Origin of the sequence: Streptomyces venezuelae, from assembly GCF_008642335.1 — a bacterium.
Classification (GTDB): Bacteria; Actinomycetota; Actinomycetes; order Streptomycetales; family Streptomycetaceae; genus Streptomyces; species Streptomyces venezuelae_F.
On the sequence record NZ_CP029191.1, the window covers coordinates 78,941 to 99,118 of the forward strand.

The window sequence follows — 20,178 nt, forward strand, 5'->3', positions numbered from 1 at the left end:
TCAAGAGGCGGGCGAGGCGGGGCGGGTGGCGTAGCGGCTCATGGTGGCCAGGCTGTCGGCGGGGGTCGGGGGCCGGCCCTCGGCGAGCGTGTCGCGCAGGTCGCGGAAGTACTGCACGTACAGGTCCGGGGTGAAGACGCTGAGCATGCGGGCCGGCTGGGCGCCGGGGTTGGCGAAGGTGTGCGGCGCACCGGCCGGCACCATCACGAACGTGCCGGGGCCGGCGTCGTGCTCCTCCCGCCCGACGGTGAACCGCACCGTGCCCGCCAGCACGTAGAAGCCCTCGTCGTGCTGGGCGTGGCGGTGCTGCGGGGGGCCGGGGGTGTGCGGGGCGAGGACGGACTCGGTCAGGCCCAGGCGGTGTTCGGTGTTGCTGCCGTCCTCCAGGACGCGCATGCGGGTGGTGCCCAGGGTGAGTGTCTCCCCCTCGCCGGGGCGGACCACCGATACGGCGGGGGCGTCGGTCGTGGGGGCGGGCTGTGTCTCGTCGGTCATGACCCGATGGGACCGCGCGGGGGCGGCGGGCGTCCAAGACCTGTTCCGTGGGCCCGATACCGGCTGGGTATCGTGGCGGGATGGAGCTGCGGACGTTGCGGTACTTCGTGGCGGTCGCCGAGGAACTCCACTTCGGGCGGGCGGCCGTGCGGCTGCACATCAGCCAGCCGCCGCTGAGCCGGGCCGTCAAAGGGCTGGAGGCGGAGGTCGGCGCGGTGCTGCTGGTGCGCTCGCCGGCCGGCGTCACGCTCACCGCGGCCGGCGCGGTGCTCCTGGAGGAGGCGCGCGCCCTGCTGGAGCGGGCCGCGCTGGCGCGCGAGCGGGTGGCCGCCGCGGCCGGGCCCGGGGCCGTCACCGTCGGGGTGCTGGGCGACGGCGCCGACGCGGGGCTGAGCCGGCTGGCCGCCGCCTTCCGCCGCCGGCATCCGGGCGTGGAGGTACGCGTCCGGGAGGCCGATCTGAGCGATCCCACCTGCGGGCTGCACGCCGGCCGCGTCGATGTCGCGCTGACGCGCGGGCCCTTCCAGGAGACCGGGCTCTCGGTCCGCACGCTGCGCACCGACGCCGTGGGGGTACTGCTGCGCGCCGACGACCCGCTGGCCCGCCGCGCGAGCCTGCGCCTGGCCGACCTCGCGGGGCGGCGCTGGTTCCGCTTCCCGCCGGGCACCGACCCGCTGTGGCAGTCCTACTGGGGCGGCGGAGTGCGGCGTGAGGGGCTGGTGGTGCGGGCGGTGGTGGAGTGCCGGCAGGCCGTGCTGTGGAACGGCACGCTCGGCATGACCCTTTTGGACCACCCGCCCTCCCCCGGCCTGGTGGTGATCCCCCTGAACGACATGCCGCCCAGCCCGCTGGTGGCGGCGTGGAGCACGGGCAACGCGGACGTCCTGGTCCGCTCCTTCGTACGCGCCGCAACCGGCCTCCACCGGGGGCGGGGGCGGGGGGCGGTGGACGCGCGGCCCGGCGGCGGGTAGCCGCGGGGCCGACTCGCGGGCGGCGGGGCGGTTGTGGCGCGGGGCGGTGCCGCGGAGCGAGGGGCCCGGTCCTGCGGTGTGGTGGGGCGGTTTCGCGGGGCTGCGGGGGCACTTGACGGGGCTGGGTAGGGTCTGGGACATGGGGATGAGCCGCCGTAGTCAGGCCGAGCGGGATGCGATGACCGTGGAGATCGGTTACGCGCTGCTCAGCGCCTGCTTCCTGGGCGCCGTCGTGTTCGGGGTGATCGCCGGCCCGGCCGCGGTGTGGCGGCTCCCCTCCGGCGCCGAGAGGCTGCTGGTGGTCGCGGGCGCCGCGCTCGGCACGGTGCTCGGGGTGCTGCGGGTGGTGCACGTGCTGTGGCGGTACGCCGGAGCCCCCCGCCCCGACTCCGGCCCCGGCCCCGGCTCCGGCTCCGGCTCCGGCCCCGGCTCCGGCTCCGGCTCGACGGACTGACCCCGCCGCTCCCCCGGTCTGCCTTCCGGTCTTCGGCCCGGCGCGGAGCGGTTCGGCATGCCGGAACGTGTGTCCTGTCCCAGGCTGGAGGGGCTGATACCGGGACGGACCCACCTTCGGGACGAGGGAGCAGAGCGCCATGGGGACCGATGTGTTCCATTCGGAAGTGCCCCTGCGGGTGAACGGCAGGCCCCACAGCCCTGTCGTCGATCACCGGGCGACGCTGCTGGACGTCCTGCGGGAGCAGCTGGACCTCACCGGCGCCAAGAAGGGCTGTGACCACGGCCAGTGCGGTGCCTGCACCGTCCTGGTGGACGGGCGCCGGGCCAACAGCTGTCTGCTGCTGGCGGTCGCCGTCGAGGGGTGTGACATCACCACCGTCGAGGGGCTGCGCGGCGCGGAGGACGGCCCCCCGCATCCCCTGCAGCGGGCCTTCGTGGAGCGTGACGCCTTCCAGTGCGGGTACTGCACGCCGGGGCAGCTGTGTTCGGCCCTCGGCATGCTGGCCGAGGCCCGGGCGGGCCATGCCTCGCACGTGACGGACCCCCAGGTGAAGGGCGGTGAGCCGGTGCCACTGAGCCGGCAGGAGATCCAGGAGCGGCTCAGCGGCAACCTGTGCCGGTGCGGCGCCTATCCGCGCATCGTCGAGGCCGTCCAGGACACGGCCGCCGCCGGCGATGTCGAAGGAGGCGGGGTGCGGTGAAGTCCTTCCGGTATGTGCGCGCCCACAGCGTCGAGGAGGCCACCGCGGCACACGCCGGCCGGGCCACCTCCCGCTACCTGGGCGGCGGGACCAACCTCGTCGACCTGATGAAGCTGGGCGTGGAGCGGCCGCGGACGCTGATCGACGTGAGCCGGCTGCCGCTGGACGACGTGGCGGAACTGGCCGACGGGTCCCTGCGCGTGGGCGCGACGGTGCGCAACAGCGACCTGGCCGCCCACCCGCTGGTCCGCGCCCGCCACCCCGTGCTGTCCCAGGCGCTGCTCGCCGGCGCCTCGGGCCAGCTGCGCAACATGGCCACCACCGGCGGCAACCTCCTCCAGCGCACCCGCTGCCCCTACTTCCAGGACGTGGCCAAGCCGTGCAACAAGCGCGAGCCCGGCTCGGGCTGCGCCGCCCGGGAGGGGGTGCACCGCGACCACGCGGTGCTGGGGCACTCCGCGCAGTGCATCGCCACCCACCCCTCCGACATGGCCGTCGCGCTGGCCGCGCTGGACGCGCAGGTGGAGCTGCAGGGGGTGCGCGGGACGCGGACGGTGCCGGCCGCCGACTTCCACCGGCTGCCGGGCGACCGGCCGCAGACCGACACCGAGATCGCCCACGGCGAGCTGATCACCGCGGTGCTGCTCCCGCCGCCGGCGCCGGGCACCGTCTCGGCCTACCGCAAGGCACGCGACCGTGCCTCCTACGCCTTCGCCCTGGCCTCGGTGGCCGTGGTCGTGGCCGTGCGGGAGGAGACCGTGCACGAGGTGCGGATCGCCTTCGGCGGGCTGGCCCACCGGCCCTGGCGGGCGCGGCGCGCCGAGGAGGCGCTGCGCGGCGCCGCGCCGGGCGGCGAGGCGTTTAAGCGGGCGCTGGACGCCGAGCTGGCGGCGGCCGAGCCGCTGCGCGACAACGCCTTCAAGGTGCCGCTGGCCCGCAATCTGGCCTGCGACGTCCTGCGCCGCCTGACCCGCCCGGACGCCGACGCCGACGCGGGCGCGGGCGCCACGCCCTGAGCGGACGGTCCCGCCCGCCCGCCGCCCCCTTCCTTTCGTACGTACGTATCGCCTGCAGGGAGAGACACCATGCCGCAGACCGCCGACGCGCAGGGAGCGGACCTCGAGCGCCGGGAGGGCACCGACAAGGTGCTCGGCAGCGCCCGCTACGCCGCCGAGCACACCCCTGAGGGCTGCGCGTACGCGTGGCCGGTCGCGGCCACCGCGGCGCGCGGCGAGGTGGCCGCCCTGGACGACGCGGCGGCGCTGGCGCTGCCCGGCGTGGTGGGCGTACTGCACCACAAGAACGCGCCGCGCCTGGCCGAGCCGGACGACGCCACCCTGGCCCTGCTGCAGGACGCCCGGGTGCCGCACCGCGGCTGGTACGTGGCGCTGGTGGTCGCCGACACCCTGGAGGCGGCCCGCGAGGGCGCGGCCGCCGTCGAGGTCACCTACGCCACCGAGCCGCACGATGTCACCCTGCGGGCCGAGCACCCCGACGCGTATGTGCCCAAGGACTCCGACGGGACCTCGGGCGAGCACGTGCGCGGCGACGCGGAGGCGGCGTTCGCGGCCGCGCCGGTGCGGGTGGACACCGGCTACCGGGTGCCGCCGCTGCACAACCACCCCATGGAGCCGCACGCGGCCACCGCCCACTGGCGGGACGGGCATCTGAGCGTGTACGACTCCAGCCAGGGCGCCACCACCGTGCGCGACACGCTGGCCGGCCTGTTCGGGCTGCGCAAGGAGCAGGTGACGGTCGTCTCCGAGCACGTGGGCGGCGGCTTCGGGTCCAAGGGCACGCCCCGCCCGCACGTGGTGCTGGCCGCCATGGCCGCCCGCGTCACCGGCCGCCCGGTCAAAATCGCCCTGCCCCGGCGGCAGTTGCCCGCCGTGGTGGGGCACCGCGCGCCGACCCTGCACCGGGTGCGGCTGGGCGCAGCAGCGGACGGCACGCTCACCTCGGTGATCCACGAGGTGACCGCGCACACCTCGCGCATCAAGGAGTTCATGGAGACCGGGGCGGCCGCCACCCGCGTCATGTATCCCTCGCGGCACGCGCGCACCACGCACCGGGCGGTGCCGCTGGATGTGCCCAGCCCGTCCTGGATGCGGGCCCCGGGCGAGGCGCCGGGCATGTACGCGCTGGAGTCGGCGATGGACGAACTCGCCCAGGCGCTGGACATCGACCCCATCGAGCTGCGGCTGCGCAACGACACCGGGCACGAGCCGGACAGCGGCAAGCCCTTCAGCAGCCGGCACCTGGCGCAGTGCCTGCAAGAGGGGGCGCGCCGCTTCGGCTGGGCGGAGCGCGACCCGCGCCCGCGCACCCGCCGGGAGGGGCCGCTGCTGGTGGGCAGCGGGGTGGCGGCGGCGACCTATCCGGTCGTGGTCGCGCCCTCCCGGGCCGGCGTGCAGGCCTGCCCGGACGGCACGTTCGTGGTGCGGATCAACGCCACCGACATCGGGACCGGGGCGCGCACGGTGCTCGCGCAGGTCGCCGCGGACGCGCTGGGCGTGCCGGTGGAGCGGGTGGGCACCGAGATCGGCAGCAGCGACCTGCCCTCGGCGCCGCTGGCCGGCGGCTCCTCGGGCACGGCCTCATGGGGGTGGGCGGTGCACGAGGCGTGCACCGCGCTGGCCAAACGCCTGGCCGAGCAGCGCGGGCAGCAGCTGCCGCCGGAGGGGGTCAGCGCCACGGCCGACACGGCGGGGCGGGCCGACGCGGACAGCGACTACGCGCGGCACGCGTTCGGCGCGCACTTCGCCGAGGTCACGGTGGACACGGTCTCCGGCGAGGTACGGGTACGGCGCCTGCTCGGCGTCTACGCCGCCGGGCGCATCCTCAACTCCCGTACCGCCCGCTCGCAGTTCGTCGGCGCGATGACGATGGGGCTGGGGATGGCGCTGATGGAGAACAGCACGATGGATGCCGCCTTCGGGGACTTCGCGGAGAACGACCTGGCCTCCTACCACGTGCCGGCGCACGCGGATGTGCCGCACATCGAGGCGCACTGGATCGAGGAGGACGATCCGCACCTCAACCCGATGGGCAGCAAGGGCATCGGCGAGATCGGCATCGTGGGAACGGCCGCGGCGATCGGCAACGCGGTGCACCACGCGACGGGGGTCCGCCTACGGGAACTCCCCCTGACCCCCGACCGGGTGCTCACCCACGCCCTGTAGCCACCCGCCGCTCGACTCAACTCAGCTCAGCTCAAGCGGTGGTGCGGGCGCGGCTTTCGCGGGTCCAGGACAGGACCTCGGGCGCGGTCCAGGTGGTCACCACGCGTTCGGCGGGCACCTTGCACTCCTCGGCCCGCGCGCAGCCGATGATCTGCCAGTCGAGCTGGCCGGGCGCGTGGGCGTCGGTGTCGACGGCGAACAGCGTGCCGGCCGCCACCGCCTGGCGCAGCAGGCGGCGCGGCGGGTCGAGGCGTTCGGGACGGCTGTTGATCTCCACGGCGGTGCGGGCGGCCGCGCAGGCGGCGAAGACCTCCGCCGCGTCGAACTGTGACTCGGGGCGGCCGCGGCCGGTGACCAGGCGGCCGGTGCAGTGGCCCAGGACGTCGGCGCGGGGGTTGCTCACCGCGGCGACCAGGCGGCGGGTCATCGCGGCGGCGTCCATGCGCAGTTTGGAGTGGACGGAGACGACCACGACGTCCAGGCGGTCCAGCAGGTCGGGTTCCTGGTCCAGGGAGCCGTCGTCGAGGATGTCGCACTCGATGCCGGTCAGCAGCCGGAAGGGCGCCCACTGCTCGTTGAGGGCGGCCACCACCTCCAGCTGGTCGCGCAGCCGCTCGGGCGACAGGCCGCGGGCGATCGTCAGGCGGGGCGAGTGGTCGGTGAGCACGGCCCATTCGTGGCCGATCTCGCGGGCGGCGCGGCCCATCGCCTCGATGGGGCTGCCGCCGTCGGACCAGTCGGAGTGCAGATGGCAGTCGCCGCGCAGCAGGGCCCGCAGCCGGCTGCCGGCGCCCTCGGCCAGCGGCGCGCGGGCCTCCTCCTCCAGGCGCTGCAGATAGCCGGGCATGGTGCCGGCCAGCGCCTCGCGGATCACGCCTGCGGTCTTGGGCCCGATCCCCTTGAGGGACTCCAGGGACCCGTCCCCTGCGCGGCGCTCCAGCTCCGGGCCCGCAAGGTTCCCGATCACCTCGGCGGCGGTACGAAAGGCCCGCACCCGGTAGGTGGGGGCACGCCCCCGCTCCAGAAGGAAGGCAATGCGCTCCAGCGCCTCCACGGGCTCCATGACACCTCCGGCCGGGCGGTACGCAGCGGTACGCAGGGATGGGTGGGTTCCAGCGTCGCGCAGGCGCCGGGGGGCGGCACGGCGGGGCTGGTCAGTCAGGTGGGGGGTGGGCGGTGTGGGCGGCGTGGGCGCCGGGGCCCAGGGGGCCGGTTTGGGGGATGGGGCGGTGGTGGGGGCGGGTGCGGGCCAGGCGGGTGATCAGGGGTGGCAGCAGGCCGCGGCCGGCCTGGGCCAGGCGGGTCCAGGCCGGGACGTAGACGGCGGTGCGGCGGTGTTCGATGGCGTCGGCCAGGCGGGCGGCCACCGGCGGCAGGGGGCGGATGCGGCGGGCCGGGGGCGGCAGCAGGGCGCGCGGCTCGCGCAGTGCGGCGTGGGCGTCCACCTGGGCCAGCATGTCGGTCTCCAGCCAGTTGAGGTAGGCGATGCCCACCGCGACGCCGAGGTGGGCGGTCTCGGCGCGCAGCGCGTGGGTGAAGGCCTCCACGCCGGCCTTGGAGGCGCAGTAGGCGCTCAGCATCGGCACGGCGCCCAGCGCGGCCAGGGAGGCGATCTGCAGGTGGTAGCCGCGGGTGCGCAGCAGGTCGGGCAGGAAGGCCTGGGCGGTCAGGGCGCTGCCGGTCAGGTTCACCTCGATCACCCGGCGCCAGGAGTGCGGGTCGGCGCTCTGCAGGGGGCCGGCCTGGGCGATGCCGGCGTTGGCGACGACGACGGAGGGCGCTCCCAGGCGGGCGCGCACGGTGCGGGCCGCGGCGTGCAGGGCGGCGGGGTCGGTGACGTCGACGGGCAGGGCCAGGGCGGGCGTGGGCAGGGTGGCCGCGACCTGTTCCAGCGCGTGCGGCTCCAGGCCCAGCAGGGCGATGCGGGCGTCGCGGCGGGCCAGTTCGCGGGCGAGGGCGGCGCCCAGGCCGCGGGCGGCGCCGGTCACCACGACGGTGCGGCCGCTGAGCGGGCCGGGGCCGGCTTTCACGGGCGGGGCGGGGGTGGGGTGCCGGTGCGGTCGCGTCGGGTGAGGTGGCGTTGGGTGCGGGTCAGCGGGAAGGGCAGGCGGCGGCGCAGCGCGGCGCGGGCCGCGTTGGCGCCGGGGGCGCCGTGGACGCCGCCGCCGGGGTGGGCGGCGGCGGAGGCCAGGTAGAGGCCCGCCAGGGGGGTTTCGGGGCGGCCGGTGCCCGGCACGGGGCGGAAGAACAGCTGCTGGTGCAGGGAGGTGGTGCCGCCGTTGAGGGCGCCGGCGTGCAGGTTGCGGTCCAGGGCCTGCAGGGTGGGCGGGGCCAGGATGCGGCGGGCCCGGATCAGGCTGCGGAAACCGGGGGCGAAGCGTTCGACCTGCTGCTCCATGCGGTCGGCCATCCGCTCCTGCTCGGCGGCCCGCCAGGCGCCGGTGATGCCCTCCTCGCCGGCGTCGGCGCGGATGTCCTGGGGGACGTGGGTGTAGGCCCAGGCGGACTCGGTGCCGGCCGGTGAGCGGGTGGCGTCCGAGGTGGTCATCTGGCCGAAGAGGAGGAAGGGCCGGTCGGGTACCTGGTGCATGGCCAGCTGGGCGGCGAAGCGGGTGAGTTCGTCGACGCCGTCGGCCAGGTGGACGGTGCCCGCCCCGGCCGCCTCCTTGGCCTGCCAGGGCACCGGGCCGTCCAGCGCCCAGTCGACCTTGAAGGTGGCGAAGTCCCACTGGAAGCGGCCAAGGTCGGCAAGGAGCTGGTCGGGCAGGTGCTGGGGGGCGATGAGGTCGCCGTACAGGGCGGGCAGCGAGACGTCGGCCAGGACGGCGCGGGTGGCGGGCACGGTTTCGCCGTCGGCGGTGCGCACGGCGACCGCGCGCCCGTCGCGGACGATGATCTGTTCGGCGCGGCGGCCGCAGTGCACCGCCGCGCCGCGCGCCTCAAGGCGCCGGGTCAGGGCGGCGGTCAGGGCGCCGGCGCCGCCCACCGGGACGGGGAAGCCGTAGCTCTGGCCGAGCATCGCCATGAGCCAGCCGAAGCCGCCGCTGCCGGCCGCCTCGGGGGCCAGGTCGGCGTGCAGGGCGTTGCCGGCCAGCAGGAGCCGGCCGCCCTCGCCGGTGAACTCCTCCTCGCCCAGGCGGCGTACCGGCAGCAGCAGGGTGCGGGCCATGCGCAGCGCGCCGGCGGTCTTGAGGCGGTAGGCCAGCTTGGCGGTGGCCTTCACCGGCGGGAAGGGGGTGAACAGGGCGTCCAGCAGGGCGGGGCGGATGTCGTCCCATATCGCGTGCAGGCGCTCCCAGGCGGCGCCGTCGCCCGGGGCGAAGGCGTCCAGGGAGGCGGCGGTGGCCTGCGGGCTGCGGTCCAGGACGGCGCAGCGGCCGTCGCTCAGGGGGTGGGCCACCACGTGCGGGGCGTGGCTCCAGCGCAGTCCGTGCTCGTGCAGGCGCAGCCGCCGCAGGACCGGCGAGGCGGCCGCCAGCGGGTAGAAGGAGCTGCACAGGTCGTTGACGAAGTCGGGGTGCACGCCCCGGTCGTGGCGCACGGCGCCGCCCGGCTCGGCCTGTTCCTCCAGGACGGTGACGCTCCAGCCGGCGTCGGCCAGGAGGTTGGCGGCGACCAGACCGTTGGGGCCGGCGCCGATGACGACGGCGTCAGGCATGGCCCGCTCCGCTGGTGGCGCGGGGCGTCTGGGTCTCGCACACCTTGGCCAGGCGGGCCAGCATCGCGCGGTGGCGGATCTGGATGAGGGCTTCGACGGCGGTGTTGTGCAGGGCGCCGGCCGCGCCGCGCAGCGGGTGTTCGTCGACGGTGACCAGGCTGTGCTCGCCCCAGGGCCGCACCTCCAGGGCGATGCGGGCGGTGCCCAGCGGGCCGGCCTTGGCCTCCAGTTCCAAGATGGTGCCCTCCTCGCAGCGGCGTACGACGGTTTCGTTGGTGGCCCGCAGCGGGCCCAGCCGTACCTCGTACCGAAGGGCCGCGCCGACCTGCGGCCAGTGGCCGCGCACCGGGGTGGAGGAGGCGGTGCCCACCACCCATTGGGCGTAGCGGTTGCCGTCGGCCAGCACGCTCCACACCGTTGCCGGGCTCACCGTGATCAGTCGATGACGCCGTGCCATCCATGCCTCCCTGACTCGCCCCTGACCCGCCGTCATCGCCGGGTGCCCCGTTCCGGCGTTCTCAACATCGTGCGGGAGATGCGGCGTCTTCGCGCCCCGGGGCAGGTGTGCGGGCAGGCGGTGGCGGGGTGCGGCGTGGTGCGGGCGGGGCCGCGGCGGGTGAGACTTCCCGGGGCGGCCGGATGCGGCGCCGGGCTCCCCGGGGGTCCTTTTTCTCGAGGAGGCGGCAGCGCACGTGAGTGACGGCGAGGACGCCCGTGCCGGGCGGCGGCTGGTCCTGGTGACCGGGGCCACCGGCTACATCGGGGGCCGGCTGGTGCCCGAACTGCTGGCGGCCGGGTACCGGGTGCGGTGCCTGGCCCGCTCGCCGGAGAAGCTGCGCGATCACCCCTGGGCCGGTCGGGTGGAGGTGGTGCGCGGCGATGTGACCGACGCATCGTCGCTGGCCGGCGCGTTCGAGGGGGTGGCGGTGGCCTACTACCTGGTGCACGCGCTGAGCACCGGGGCCGGCTTCGAGGACACCGACCGGCGCTCGGCGCGCACCTTCGCCGAGCAGGCCCAGGCGGCCGGGGTGGGGCGCATCGTGTATCTGGGCGGGCTGACCCCGGCCGGGGTGGACGAGCGGGAGTTGTCGCCGCATCTGCGCTCGCGGGCCGAGGTGGGCCGGATCTTCCTGGACTGCCCGGTGCCCGCCGCGGTGCTGCGCGCGGCGGTCATCATCGGGTCGGGCTCGGCGTCCTTTGAGATGCTGCGCTACCTCACCGAACGCCTCCCCGTCATGATCACCCCCAGCTGGGTGCGCACCCGCATCCAGCCCATCGCGGTCCGCGACGTGCTGCGCTACCTGGTGGCCTGCGCCGAGCTGCCCGCCGACGTCGACCGCGGCTTCGACATCGGCGGCCCGGACGTGATGACCTACCGCGACATGATGCGCACCTACGCCCGCGTCGCCGGGCTGCGGCACCGCCTGATCGTGCCGGTGCCGATTTTGACCCCCACGCTCTCCAGCCACTGGGTCGGCCTGATCACGCCGGTGCCGCGCGGCATCGCCCGGCCGCTGGCGGAGTCGCTGCGCCACGAAGTGGTCTGCCAGGAGCACGACATCGCCGCCCACGTGCCCGACGGTCCGGGCCGGCCGCTGCCCTTCCCCCAGGCGCTGCGGCTGGCCCTGCGGCGCATCCAGGAGGCGCAGGTGAGCACCCGCTGGTCCTCGGCCGCGGTGCCCGGCGCGCCCAGCGATCCGCTGCCCACCGACCCCGACTGGGCCGGCGGCAGCCTTTACACCGACCACCGCACGCTGCTGGTGGACGCTACGCCGGCGGCGCTGTGGCGGGTCATCGAGGGCATCGGCGGCGACAACGGCTGGTACTCCTTCCCGCTGGCCTGGGCGGTGCGGGGCTGGCTGGACCGGCTGGCGGGCGGGGTGGGCCTGCGCCGCGGGCGCCGTGACGCGCACCGGCTGCGGGTGGGCGACTCGCTGGATTTCTGGCGGGTGGAGGAGATCGAGCCGGGCCGGCTGCTGCGGCTGCGCGCGGAGATGCGGCTGCCGGGGCTGGCCTGGCTGGAGATGCGGGTGGAACACGACGCCTCGGGCCGCACCCGCTACAGCCAGCGCGCCCTGTTCCACCCGCGCGGCCTGGCCGGCCACGCCTACTGGTGGGCGGTGGCGCCCTTCCACGCGGTGGTCTTCGGCGGCATGGCCCGCAACATCACCGAGGCGGCGGGCAAGGAGCCCGCCCCCGCCTGACCCGGCGCGCCGGGTCGCCCTCCCCTGAGGCGGGCGCGCACCCCCGGCGGGCGGCCCGTCTTGCGAGCCGCGGATGGCGCCGACGACGCGGTGGCGGGCGGGTGGTCAGCGGCGGTTGTGCGACTTCAGGTACCAGGCGGCGGCGACGGCGAGGACGACGAGAACAAGAAGGATCTTCATGGTCCCCGGTTGTCCCCGATCGCGCGGGACATGCCTGCCGCGCCCCGCCGGGGCCCTGGGGGTGCGTTTTGCCGGTCGGGGGCCAGGGCACCCGGTGGCCGCGGCCGCGCCGGACGCCGCCGGTGCGCCAAGGCGGCGCCGGCCCGGCGCTCCGGTGGTGCGGTGCTCGCGTCTTGCGGAAGGTGGGAGAGGCGCCCCCGGGGCCCGGAGCGGTCCGCGCCCGGCCCGTACGCCCCCGCACGAAAGGCAGCACCCATGACGGACACTTCCGGCCGGCAGGGCCCGCAGGACCCCACCTCCAAGGGGCCGCGCCCGGACTTTCCCCAGCAGGACCAGGAGGTGCCGGGGTGGACCGGGCCGATGGACCCGCCGCCCGACCACGGGGAGGACTCCTACCGCGGCTCCGGACTGCTGCGCGACCGGATCGCGCTGATCACCGGGGGTGATTCGGGCATCGGGCGGGCGGTGGCCATCGCGATGGCCCGCGAGGAGGCCGACGTCGTGTTCACCCATCTGCCCGCCGAGGCCGGCGAGGCGCAGGAGACCGCCCGCTGGATCGAGGAGGCCGGGCGGCGGGCTATTGCGGTGCCCTGCGACATCCGCGAGGAGGAACAGTGCCGGCGGCTCGTGGAGCGCGCGGTCACCGAGTTCGGGCGGATCGACGTGCTGGTCAACAACGCCGCGTACCAGATGTCGCAGCCCAAGGGCATCACGGACATCTCCACCGAGCAGTTCGACCGGGTGGTGCGCACCAACCTGTACGGCATGTTCTGGCTGTGCAAGATGGCCGTGCCGCACATGCAACGCGGCGCCTCGATCATCAACACCACTTCGGTGCAGGCCTACAAGCCCAGTCCGCACCTGCTGGACTACGCCATGACCAAGGGCGCCATCGTGACGTTCACCCAGGGTCTGGCGCAGATGCTGGTCGAGGACGGGATCCGCGTCAACGCGGTGGCGCCGGGGCCGGTGTGGACGCCGCTGATCCCCGCGACGCTGCCGGACACCACGGAGTTCGGCAAGCAGGCGCCGCTGGGCCGGCCCGCGCAGCCCGCGGAGATGGCCCCGGCCTACGTCTTCCTCGCCTCGGAGCACGCGAGTTTCATCACCGCCGAGATCATGAACGCCACCGGCGGCACCCCGCTGCCCTGACCCGGGGCACGGGGGCCCGGCAGCGGACCACGGACCACGGATCACGGACCACGGATCACGGATCACGACGGAGGGAAGGGACATCACCATGCGCCACCACGAGCACGAGCCCGCGCAGACCGCGGCCGAGGAGGTCCTGGAGGAGGTCGAGGACGCCGAGGAGCGGCCCGTACCCGATGAGAGGCGCGAGCACGCCAAGGACGGCGAGGCGGGCGACACCCTCACGCCCAGCCCCACCGCCCAGGAGGACATCCACGAGGACAAGGGCCGCAACGGCGGCGGGGGCCGCTGAGGGGGGCGTTCAGCGGTGCGCGGGCCGGGGCTCCCGGCCGGGCGGATGCCACTCGATCATCAAGATGGTGGCGTCGTCGCGCAGCCGCTCGGTCTGCGCGTCCAGCACGGAGTGGATGAGCCGGCGCAGCGTCTCGGCGGCGACCTCGCCGCCGGTGGAGGCGCGGATGACGGAGTCGGCGAAGCGCTCGAGGCCGAGTTCGGTGCCGTCGGCCAGCCGGGCCTCGGTCAGGCCGTCGGTGTAGAGCAGCACGCGGTCGCCGGGTTCCAGGGTCGTCTCGTGGACCTGGCGGTCGGTGCCGCTGCGCAGGAAGGCGGAGAAGCCCATGGGCGGGTCGGCCTCGCGTTCCAGGGCGCCCTCGACGAGCCGGCTGTCGCGGATGAGCAGGGGCGGGGGGTGGCCGCAGTTGCTCCAGCGCAGCACCCCGCTGGCCAGGTCCAGGCGCAGCAGGACGCCGGTGCAGAACTGGTCGGGCAGCCACAGGCCGATGGCCGCGTCCACGGCCTCCAGGAGTTCGGGCAGTTCGGCGCCGGTGCGCCGGCCGTTGCGGCAGGCGGCCAGGGCGACCGCGGTGGTCAGGCCGGAGAGCAGGTTGTGGCCCATCGCGTCGACGATCGTGGCGTGCAGGGCCGTTGGGGTGAGGCAGTGGTCGAAGGCGTCGCCGCCGATCTCGTAGGCGGGTTCCAGCACGGCGGTGGAGACCACGTGGGTGTTGCCGATGGTGCGCGGCGGCAGGAAGGCGCGCAGCATCTCGGCGGGCAGCTGCATGGGTTCGGAGCGGGTGCGCTGGATGACGTTGTCCTTGTAGGCGCGCTTGGAGGTGATCATCATCGCGAGGAGGGCGGCCAGGGCCCGGCTGCGGCGCAGCAGCGCGGGGTCCAGGAAGGGGGTGTGGACGGCGACCACGCCCAGGCGTTCGGCGCCGTCCAGCAGGGGCAGCCAGGCGGTCATGCCGCCGGCGGGTGATTCCTGCACGCGCAGGGACAGGGTGCGGTAGGCCCAGCCGGCCAGCGAGTTGTCCACGTCGGCGGCGGCCGCGTCGTCGTTGAGCGGGATCAGGCGGCACTGCTGCAGGTCGGCGAGGTAGACCACGGCCTGGGGCACGCCCAGGGCGGTGGCGCACCGGGCGACGGCGGTGGCCAGGTCCAGTACGGCGTTGTCCGGGTCCGCGAGGAACTCCTCGAGTCCGCCGGGCGGCTCCGATGTCGGCACGTCCTCTCCCTTCGCCACGGGGCTGCGCGACTCGGCTGGGTGACACGAGCAGTCTCACACCGCACCGGCGCGGCTGCCCGGCCGGTCGTGTCGCCGATCGGCCGCGGGTGGTCCACGGTGATCAGTACGAGTTGTCCCGCCCTGCGCGGGTACCTGCACCCCAGCTCCCCCCGCGGCCGGTCCGCGGCCGGGGACCGGCCGATGAGAGGAGAGACCGTGAGCGAGCAGATACCGCCCTCCCCCGGTGCGGACGGCACTGCGCCCGTGCCCCGGGACCCGCCGGACCAGCAGGCCGACGGCGGCCAGGACCCCTGGGAGGCGGCGCAGGACACGGCCAAGGCCGACAGCGAGGCCTCGAAGGACAGCGGCGGCGACGACGTGCCCGAGACCGACGAGGCCGGCACCGGCCGGCGCGACAACGGCGGGGCCACGGGCGCCCAGAGCGAGGATCCGGTGCCGCAGGAGCCCTCCGGGTGAGGGCGCGGCCCGGCCGGACGAGCACAGCGAGGGAAAGGGATTGACGGTGAGCGGTGCGGGAGAAGAGCCGGCGCAGGTCACGGTGGAACTGAGCGGGGCGGCCACGGACGCCGGGAGCGTCTTCGACGTCCTGAAGGCGGTCTACGCCTCGGACCGCGACGGCGGGCCCACGGCGTCGGACACGAGCGGGCCGACCGTGTGGAGCGGGGTGTTCGACACCGCCAGGCCGGCGGGCGGCGGGCCGGGCGGCACGCCCTCCCTGCAGGGCCCGGTGACCGCCGGTGTGCAGGGCGGCTATGTGGCGGTCGACCAGGTCGTCACGGTCCTTTCGGCGGCCTTCGCCGTCACCGAGGAGGGCTCCGCCTCGGGCGACCAGGAAAAGGACGTGTCGCTGCGGCTGGAGAGCCGCTGACCGTCCTTCGCCGACGGGGCCGGGCGGGGCCCCGTCCCGGGCTCCGGTGCGGTGACGGCACAAGAGCCCGGGGCGGCGCGGGGGCAGGGCCCGGGAGACGGGCTTGTCAGGCCCGGTGGTCGCCCGGGATGCGCTCGAGCAGGCCGCGCAGGTCGTCGGCGTGCTCCTCCTCCTGGGCGAGCAGGTCCTCGAAGACGCGGCGGGTGGTGGGGTCGCCCTCCCCCAGCCACTGGGCGATCTCGGTGTAGGCGGCGACGGCGACGCGTTCGGCCACCAGGTCCTCCTTGATCATTTCGATCAGGTCGGTGCTGTCGTCGTACTCCGCGTGGGAGCGGGAGGTGAGCGTGTCGGGGTTGAAGTCCGGCTCGCCGCCCAGCTGGACGATGCGCTGGGCCAGTTTGTCGGCGTGCTCCTGCTCCTCCTGGGCGTGTTCGAGGAACTCCGCGGCCACCGGCTCGGAGTACAGGCCCGAGACCGTGTAGTAGTGCCGCTTGTAGCGCAGGGTGCAGACGATCTCGGTGGCGAGGGCCTCGTTGAGGACGAGGAGGACGCGCTGCAGGTCCGCGCCGTAGGCGTCGGTGACCGGGCCCTTCTCGATCTGCCGGCGGGCCCGCTCGCGGATGGTCTTGATGTCGGTCAGGAACTCGGCCATGGCTGCTGCTCTCTGCTGGGCGGTCGGGGCGGCGGGCGGACCGCGTGCGGTGTCCCGCCACCCCCTGACCGTACCCATATGTCCGCATTCATCCCCTGGGGGCCGGTCCCGGTGTCGGGACCGGCCCCCAGCGGCGCCGGGGCGCGGCGGCACCCCCCGCGCGGTGCCGGTGGCCTCACAACGCAGGTGACCTCTCTGCGGGTGCCGGGGTACTCTGCGCGCCGAACAGGGGTGGCGCGTGCGCGCGTTGGGCCGCGCGGCGGGCCGTGGGGGGAAGCGGGGACGACATGCGGGGGCTGGGCCAGGACATACCGGCGGGCGGCGGGCCCTGGCCGCCGGGGGCGGTCGCCGCGGGCGGGAGGGCCGGCGGTGGACAATAAGGCCGCCCTGCGGCAGCTGCTGCGCTGGAAGCGGAGCCGGCTGGAGCCCGCCTCGGTGGGCCTGCGCCCGCGCACCGGCCGCGGCCGCCGCGCCCCGGGGCTCTCCCAGGCGCAGGTCGCCCAGCTCCTGTACGTCTCCGAGCGCACCTACGCCCAGCTGGAGCGGGGCGAGATGCCCTCCCCCGCCGCCGGCTTCCTGGACCGGGTCTGCGAGGTGCTGCGCCTGGAGGAGGACGAGCGCACCGCGCTGTACGTGTATGCGCTGGGGCACGAGCCGCCCCGGCCGCGGGACCCGCTGGCCGGGCAGGACATCCACGGCGCCTGGCACGAGGCGGTGGCCAGTGTGGCCCGGCCCTGTTACGTCAACGACGTCGCCTGGAACGTACTGGCCTGCAACGAGGCGTTCACCGCCACGTTCCCGCGCGCGCCGGGGGCCCGGCCCGCGCTGCCCGAGCGCAACCTGATGCGCTACATGCTGCTGCGGGAGAGCGCGCGCGAGCACCACCTGCTGGACTGGGAGCGGCAGTGGGCCCGGCCGCTGGCCGCGCAGCTGCGCAAGGCCGTGGCGCTGTATCCGGGCAACGCCGATCTGCGGGAGCTGGACAAGGAGGTGGAGGCCGACCCGGTGGCCGGGCCCCTCTACCGCTCGGACCCGGTGACCTACGTCCAGCCCGGCGGGGCGACCCGGCCGGTGCGCTTTCCCTGGCCCGCTCCGCCGGGCCCGCCCGAGCGCGCCGAGCGGTGCTGCCCGGACCATCTGCCCTCCCGGGCCGGGCTGGTGACCATGTGCGCGGCGGTGCCGCTGGGCTCGCCCGGCGCCCGCTTCTTCATCCTGGTCTTCGAGCCCGCACCGGCGGCCGGGGGCACGCGGCCCTGAGGAAGTCCCGCACGCCTCACCCCGCCCCGGGGGCGGGGCCGGTCCCGGGCAGGTGCCGGCCGCAGTGGGAGCAGAACTGGGCCTGGCCGGGGGCCAGGTGGCCGCAGCGGGGGCAGCCGCGGTCGAGGAGGCAGGCCGGGTCGCCCGGGGGCGAGCGGGAAGCAGGTGCCGGCCAGGCGCAGTTCGCCCGCGCCGGCCAGCACGGTGAGAGCCTGTGTCATCACCCCGGCCGGATCAGTGGGCGTCGTCTGGTGCGTGCGATCGCAAGGCGCCGGAGCGCCCTGGGTGGGGGTCCCCCCGGGCCCTTCAGGCCTGGGGGAGGAGCTACCTGGGCGGTTCGGCAACGCCGCTCTGAGCAGGAGGCCGTGCCCGGCCCCGGCGTCCTCGCCCAGGTCCGTGCCGGGGGCCGGCCGCACCACGGCGGCGTCCAGGTCGCGGCCCCGGCCGCGCAGCGCCCACACCAGGCCGACCGGTCCGCGCCCCGGGGGCGCGGGTCTGGTGCGGGCCGAGCAGGACCGGTCCCTGCGCGTCGCCGGGCTCACTGATGGGCATCGCGGCATGTCTCCTTGGCGCCGGGGCCGGGTCCTTGCGCAGTGTGCGGCGGCCGGGCGCCGCGCGCGGGGCCGGCAGGGGTGAAAGCGGGGCGGACCAGGACCATGCGGATCCGAGTGAATCTCAAGGAGCGGCTGGTGGACTACCGCTGGCACCGCACGGCTTGACGCGGCCGCGCTCTTTGTCACCCCGTGCGGCCGCCGCCCCCCTTTCGCGGTGCCCCGTTTTCTCAACTCACGTACGCATGTACTTAGGAGGGCACCATGGTCACCCGACGCCGTCTGCTCGGCACCGGACTCGCCGCCGCGGGCGTAGGGCTCACCGGGGCGTCGTTCACCCCCCTGCTCGGCGTGGACCGCGCCAAGGCCAGCCCGGCCCCGGCCGCCGCGGCGATACCCGAGCTGTTCACCGTACCCATGCCGCAGATGCCGGTCCTCAGACCCACCGTGCGCACCGCGACCACCGATTACTACGACGTCACCACGCGCCGGGTGCGCAAGGAGATCCTGCCGGGCATCCAGACCGATCTGATCACCTACGACGGGAACTTCCCCGGCGCGACCCTCAAGGCCCGCTCGGGGCGCACCGTCGTCGTGCGCCAGCACAACGAGCTGGACGTGGCCACCTCCTCGCACCTGCACGGCGCCTCGGTCACCCAGGCCAACGACGGTGACCCGATGGACACCCTGGCCCCGGGCGGGGTGCGCGCCTACACCTATCCCAACAAGCAGCCGCACGCCTCGCTGTGGTACCACGACCACGCCCACCACATGGAGTCGGAGAACGTCTACCGCGGGCTGCACGGCAGTTACCTGCTGACCGACGCCATCGAGGACAAACTGCCGCTGCCCAAGGGCGAGTACGACGTGGTGATCGCGATCCGCGACGCGCACTTCGACGCGGCGGGGCAGCTCGTGTACGTCATGGACGACCAGCAGCGCTCCACGCTGCTGGTCAACGGCGCGCCCTACCCCTTCTTCCAGGTCGCCGCCCGCAAGTACCGGCTGCGCTTCGCCAACATGTCCAACCAGCGTTTTCTGGGGCTGCGGCTGGCCGACGGCAGCGAGATCGTCCAGATCGGCTCGGACGGCGGGCTGCTGCCGCGCCCGCACACCACCGACTCCCTCACCCTCTCCCCCGGCGAGCGCATCGACGTCGTCGTGGACTTCTCCCGCTACAAGGTGGGCGACAAGGTGGTGCTGGAGAACACCATCATCTTCGCCGGCAGCGCCGAGCAGGTCGGCCAGGTGATGCGGTTCGACGTGGTGCGCACGGCCGCCGACAGCAGTGCGGTGCCCGCGGTGCTGCGCTCGCTGCCGGCGCTGCCCACGCCGACCAACGAGCGGACCGTCGTGCTGAAGATGGAGGAGGGGGTGGCGCACCCCAAGGGCTTCGTGGACGGCAAGACGTACGACCCGGCGCGGGTGGACGCCAGCATCCGGTTCGGGGCCAGCGAGGTGTGGACGGTCACCAACGCCAATGCGCGGGTGCCGCACAACTTCCATATGCACCTGGTGCAGTTCCGGGTCCTGGAGCGGGGCGGCAAGCCGCCGGCGCCGGGCGAGTCGGGCCTGAAGGACACCGTCATCGTGGCGGCCGGTGAGACGGTCAAGCTGCAGGCGACCTTCGACTCCTACCGGGGTTCCTACGTCTACCACTGCCACATGCTGGACCACTCGGCGATGGGCATGATGGCGACCATGAAGATCAGCTGAACGGGAGGAGCAGGCGCCGCCCGCGGCCCGCGGCCGCGGGCGGCCCGCCCCCTCCCCCCCCGGGTCGCGGGGGCGGCTCAGGTGAACTGGCCGACCCGGTAGTGGCCGGCGGGCTGCTGGGACATGACGTTGAGCCGGTTGAAGGCGTTGATCAGGGCGATGGTGGCCAGCAGGGCGGCCAGCTGGTCCTCGTCGTAGTGGCGGGCGGCGTTCGCCCAGGCCGCCTCGCTGACCCCGCCGGCCGCGTCGGCCAGGCGGGTGCCCTGCTCGGTCAGTTCCAGGGCGGCGCGTTCGGCCTCGGTGAAGACCGTCGCCTCGCGCCAGGCGGCGACCAGGTGGAGGCGCACCTGGCTCTCCCCGGCGTGGGCGGCCTCCTTGGTGTGCATGTCGATGCAGAAGCCGCAGCCGTTGATCTGGCTGGCGCGCAGCCTGACCAGTTCCTGCGTCGACGCGGGCAGCGCGGAGTTGGCTGCCGCCTTGCCCGCCGCGGCCAGGTACTTCAAGAAGGCGGCCGAGACGGGGTTGTCGAAGAGGTTCAAGCGGGCGTCCATGGTGGGCTCCTCTGCCGTGCTGGTGCGTACACAGCTCAGACCACGCAGGACGCCCGGAT

Annotated in this window: 20 protein-coding genes; 12 read left to right on the forward strand and 8 right to left on the reverse strand. The window is 75.1% G+C overall.

What is annotated here, in order from left to right:
- Positions 1 to 495 carry a cupin domain-containing protein gene (locus DEJ49_RS00375; RefSeq protein WP_150181811.1) on the reverse strand — a complete coding sequence of 165 codons (495 nt, stop codon included), beginning with the start codon at positions 493 to 495 and terminating at the stop codon, positions 1 to 3.
- Positions 496 to 575: 80 nt separating this feature from the next.
- Between DEJ49_RS00375 and DEJ49_RS00380 the strand changes: the two genes are divergently transcribed.
- The 5 genes from DEJ49_RS00380 to DEJ49_RS00400 all read left to right on the forward strand — a co-directional run bounded on the left by DEJ49_RS00380 (position 576) and on the right by DEJ49_RS00400 (position 5,805).
- Positions 576 to 1,466, forward strand: coding sequence for a LysR substrate-binding domain-containing protein (locus DEJ49_RS00380; protein WP_150181812.1), 891 nt, complete (start codon positions 576 to 578; stop codon positions 1,464 to 1,466).
- A 145-nt stretch (positions 1,467 to 1,611) separates the two neighbouring features.
- The gene (locus tag DEJ49_RS00385) at positions 1,612 to 1,920 is read left to right on the forward strand and encodes a DUF6332 family protein (protein ID WP_317850435.1); all 309 of its coding nucleotides are present in this window, start codon (positions 1,612 to 1,614) and stop codon (positions 1,918 to 1,920) included.
- Between the two features lie 139 nt (positions 1,921 to 2,059).
- Positions 2,060 to 2,623, forward strand: coding sequence for a (2Fe-2S)-binding protein (locus DEJ49_RS00390; protein WP_150181814.1), 564 nt, complete (start codon positions 2,060 to 2,062; stop codon positions 2,621 to 2,623).
- The gene (locus DEJ49_RS00395; RefSeq protein ID WP_150181815.1) at positions 2,620 to 3,639 is read left to right on the forward strand and encodes an FAD binding domain-containing protein; all 1,020 of its coding nucleotides are present in this window, start codon (positions 2,620 to 2,622) and stop codon (positions 3,637 to 3,639) included. The genes DEJ49_RS00390 and DEJ49_RS00395 overlap by 4 nt, the downstream gene beginning before the upstream one ends.
- A gap of 69 nt (positions 3,640 to 3,708) precedes the next feature.
- Positions 3,709 to 5,805: a xanthine dehydrogenase family protein molybdopterin-binding subunit gene (locus tag DEJ49_RS00400; protein ID WP_150181816.1), complete on the forward strand. Its 2,097-nt coding sequence runs from the start codon at positions 3,709 to 3,711 to the stop codon at positions 5,803 to 5,805.
- 31 nt (positions 5,806 to 5,836) lie between these two features.
- On the opposite strand, the gene DEJ49_RS00405 is transcribed toward DEJ49_RS00400, so the two are convergent.
- The 4 genes from DEJ49_RS00405 to DEJ49_RS00420 all read right to left on the reverse strand — a co-directional run bounded on the left by DEJ49_RS00405 (position 5,837) and on the right by DEJ49_RS00420 (position 9,920).
- The gene (locus DEJ49_RS00405) at positions 5,837 to 6,868 is read right to left on the reverse strand and encodes a PHP domain-containing protein (RefSeq protein ID WP_150181817.1); all 1,032 of its coding nucleotides are present in this window, start codon (positions 6,866 to 6,868) and stop codon (positions 5,837 to 5,839) included.
- Positions 6,869 to 6,959: 91 nt separating this feature from the next.
- Positions 6,960 to 7,835: a short-chain dehydrogenase/reductase gene (locus DEJ49_RS00410; protein ID WP_150181818.1), complete on the reverse strand. Its 876-nt coding sequence runs from the start codon at positions 7,833 to 7,835 to the stop codon at positions 6,960 to 6,962.
- Positions 7,832 to 9,463: a phytoene desaturase family protein gene (locus DEJ49_RS00415; protein ID WP_150181819.1), complete on the reverse strand. Its 1,632-nt coding sequence runs from the start codon at positions 9,461 to 9,463 to the stop codon at positions 7,832 to 7,834. Before DEJ49_RS00415 ends, DEJ49_RS00410 begins: the two co-directional genes overlap by 4 nt.
- Complete coding sequence (locus DEJ49_RS00420; RefSeq protein WP_150181820.1) at positions 9,456 to 9,920, reverse strand: SRPBCC family protein; 465 nt, start codon at positions 9,918 to 9,920, stop codon at positions 9,456 to 9,458. Before DEJ49_RS00420 ends, DEJ49_RS00415 begins: the two co-directional genes overlap by 8 nt.
- A gap of 235 nt (positions 9,921 to 10,155) precedes the next feature.
- Here DEJ49_RS00420 and DEJ49_RS00425 point away from each other — a divergent pair, with 235 nt between their 5' ends.
- From DEJ49_RS00425 to DEJ49_RS00435, 3 genes are all read left to right on the forward strand, one after another.
- Entirely contained in the window at positions 10,156 to 11,667 is a 1,512-nt protein-coding gene (locus DEJ49_RS00425; RefSeq protein ID WP_150181821.1) for an SDR family oxidoreductase, read from the forward strand.
- A 435-nt stretch (positions 11,668 to 12,102) separates the two neighbouring features.
- A complete protein-coding gene (locus DEJ49_RS00430; protein ID WP_150181822.1) occupies positions 12,103 to 12,999 on the forward strand; it encodes an SDR family oxidoreductase in 897 nt (298 codons plus the stop codon).
- An 88-nt stretch (positions 13,000 to 13,087) separates the two neighbouring features.
- Positions 13,088 to 13,291 (forward strand): hypothetical protein, encoded by a 204-nt coding sequence (locus tag DEJ49_RS00435; protein ID WP_150181823.1) that lies wholly within the window; start codon positions 13,088 to 13,090, stop codon positions 13,289 to 13,291.
- 9 nt (positions 13,292 to 13,300) lie between these two features.
- Here the strand turns inward: DEJ49_RS00435 and DEJ49_RS00440 are convergent, their stop codons facing one another.
- A complete protein-coding gene (locus DEJ49_RS00440; RefSeq protein WP_150181824.1) occupies positions 13,301 to 14,503 on the reverse strand; it encodes a PP2C family protein-serine/threonine phosphatase in 1,203 nt (400 codons plus the stop codon).
- A 216-nt stretch (positions 14,504 to 14,719) separates the two neighbouring features.
- Between DEJ49_RS00440 and DEJ49_RS00445 the strand changes: the two genes are divergently transcribed.
- Both DEJ49_RS00445 and DEJ49_RS00450 read left to right on the forward strand, forming a co-directional pair.
- Positions 14,720 to 14,980 carry a hypothetical protein gene (locus DEJ49_RS00445; RefSeq protein WP_223832660.1) on the forward strand — a complete coding sequence of 87 codons (261 nt, stop codon included), beginning with the start codon at positions 14,720 to 14,722 and terminating at the stop codon, positions 14,978 to 14,980.
- A 46-nt stretch (positions 14,981 to 15,026) separates the two neighbouring features.
- The gene (locus DEJ49_RS00450; RefSeq protein WP_223832661.1) at positions 15,027 to 15,392 is read left to right on the forward strand and encodes a hypothetical protein; all 366 of its coding nucleotides are present in this window, start codon (positions 15,027 to 15,029) and stop codon (positions 15,390 to 15,392) included.
- Positions 15,393 to 15,498: 106 nt separating this feature from the next.
- Here the strand turns inward: DEJ49_RS00450 and DEJ49_RS00455 are convergent, their stop codons facing one another.
- On the reverse strand, positions 15,499 to 16,044 hold the full coding sequence (locus DEJ49_RS00455; protein WP_150181827.1) for a bacterioferritin: 546 nt from the start codon (positions 16,042 to 16,044) through the stop codon (positions 15,499 to 15,501).
- 369 nt (positions 16,045 to 16,413) lie between these two features.
- Between DEJ49_RS00455 and DEJ49_RS00460 the strand changes: the two genes are divergently transcribed.
- Positions 16,414 to 17,301, forward strand: a complete 888-nt coding sequence (locus tag DEJ49_RS00460; protein WP_150181828.1) for a helix-turn-helix domain-containing protein — start codon at positions 16,414 to 16,416, stop codon at positions 17,299 to 17,301.
- An 815-nt stretch (positions 17,302 to 18,116) separates the two neighbouring features.
- A complete protein-coding gene (locus DEJ49_RS00465; protein ID WP_150181829.1) occupies positions 18,117 to 19,568 on the forward strand; it encodes a multicopper oxidase family protein in 1,452 nt (483 codons plus the stop codon).
- 77 nt (positions 19,569 to 19,645) lie between these two features.
- Here DEJ49_RS00465 and DEJ49_RS00475 read toward each other — a convergent pair whose 3' ends face one another.
- Positions 19,646 to 20,119: a carboxymuconolactone decarboxylase family protein gene (locus tag DEJ49_RS00475; RefSeq protein ID WP_150181830.1), complete on the reverse strand. Its 474-nt coding sequence runs from the start codon at positions 20,117 to 20,119 to the stop codon at positions 19,646 to 19,648.
- Positions 20,120 to 20,178: the final 59 nt, after the last annotated feature.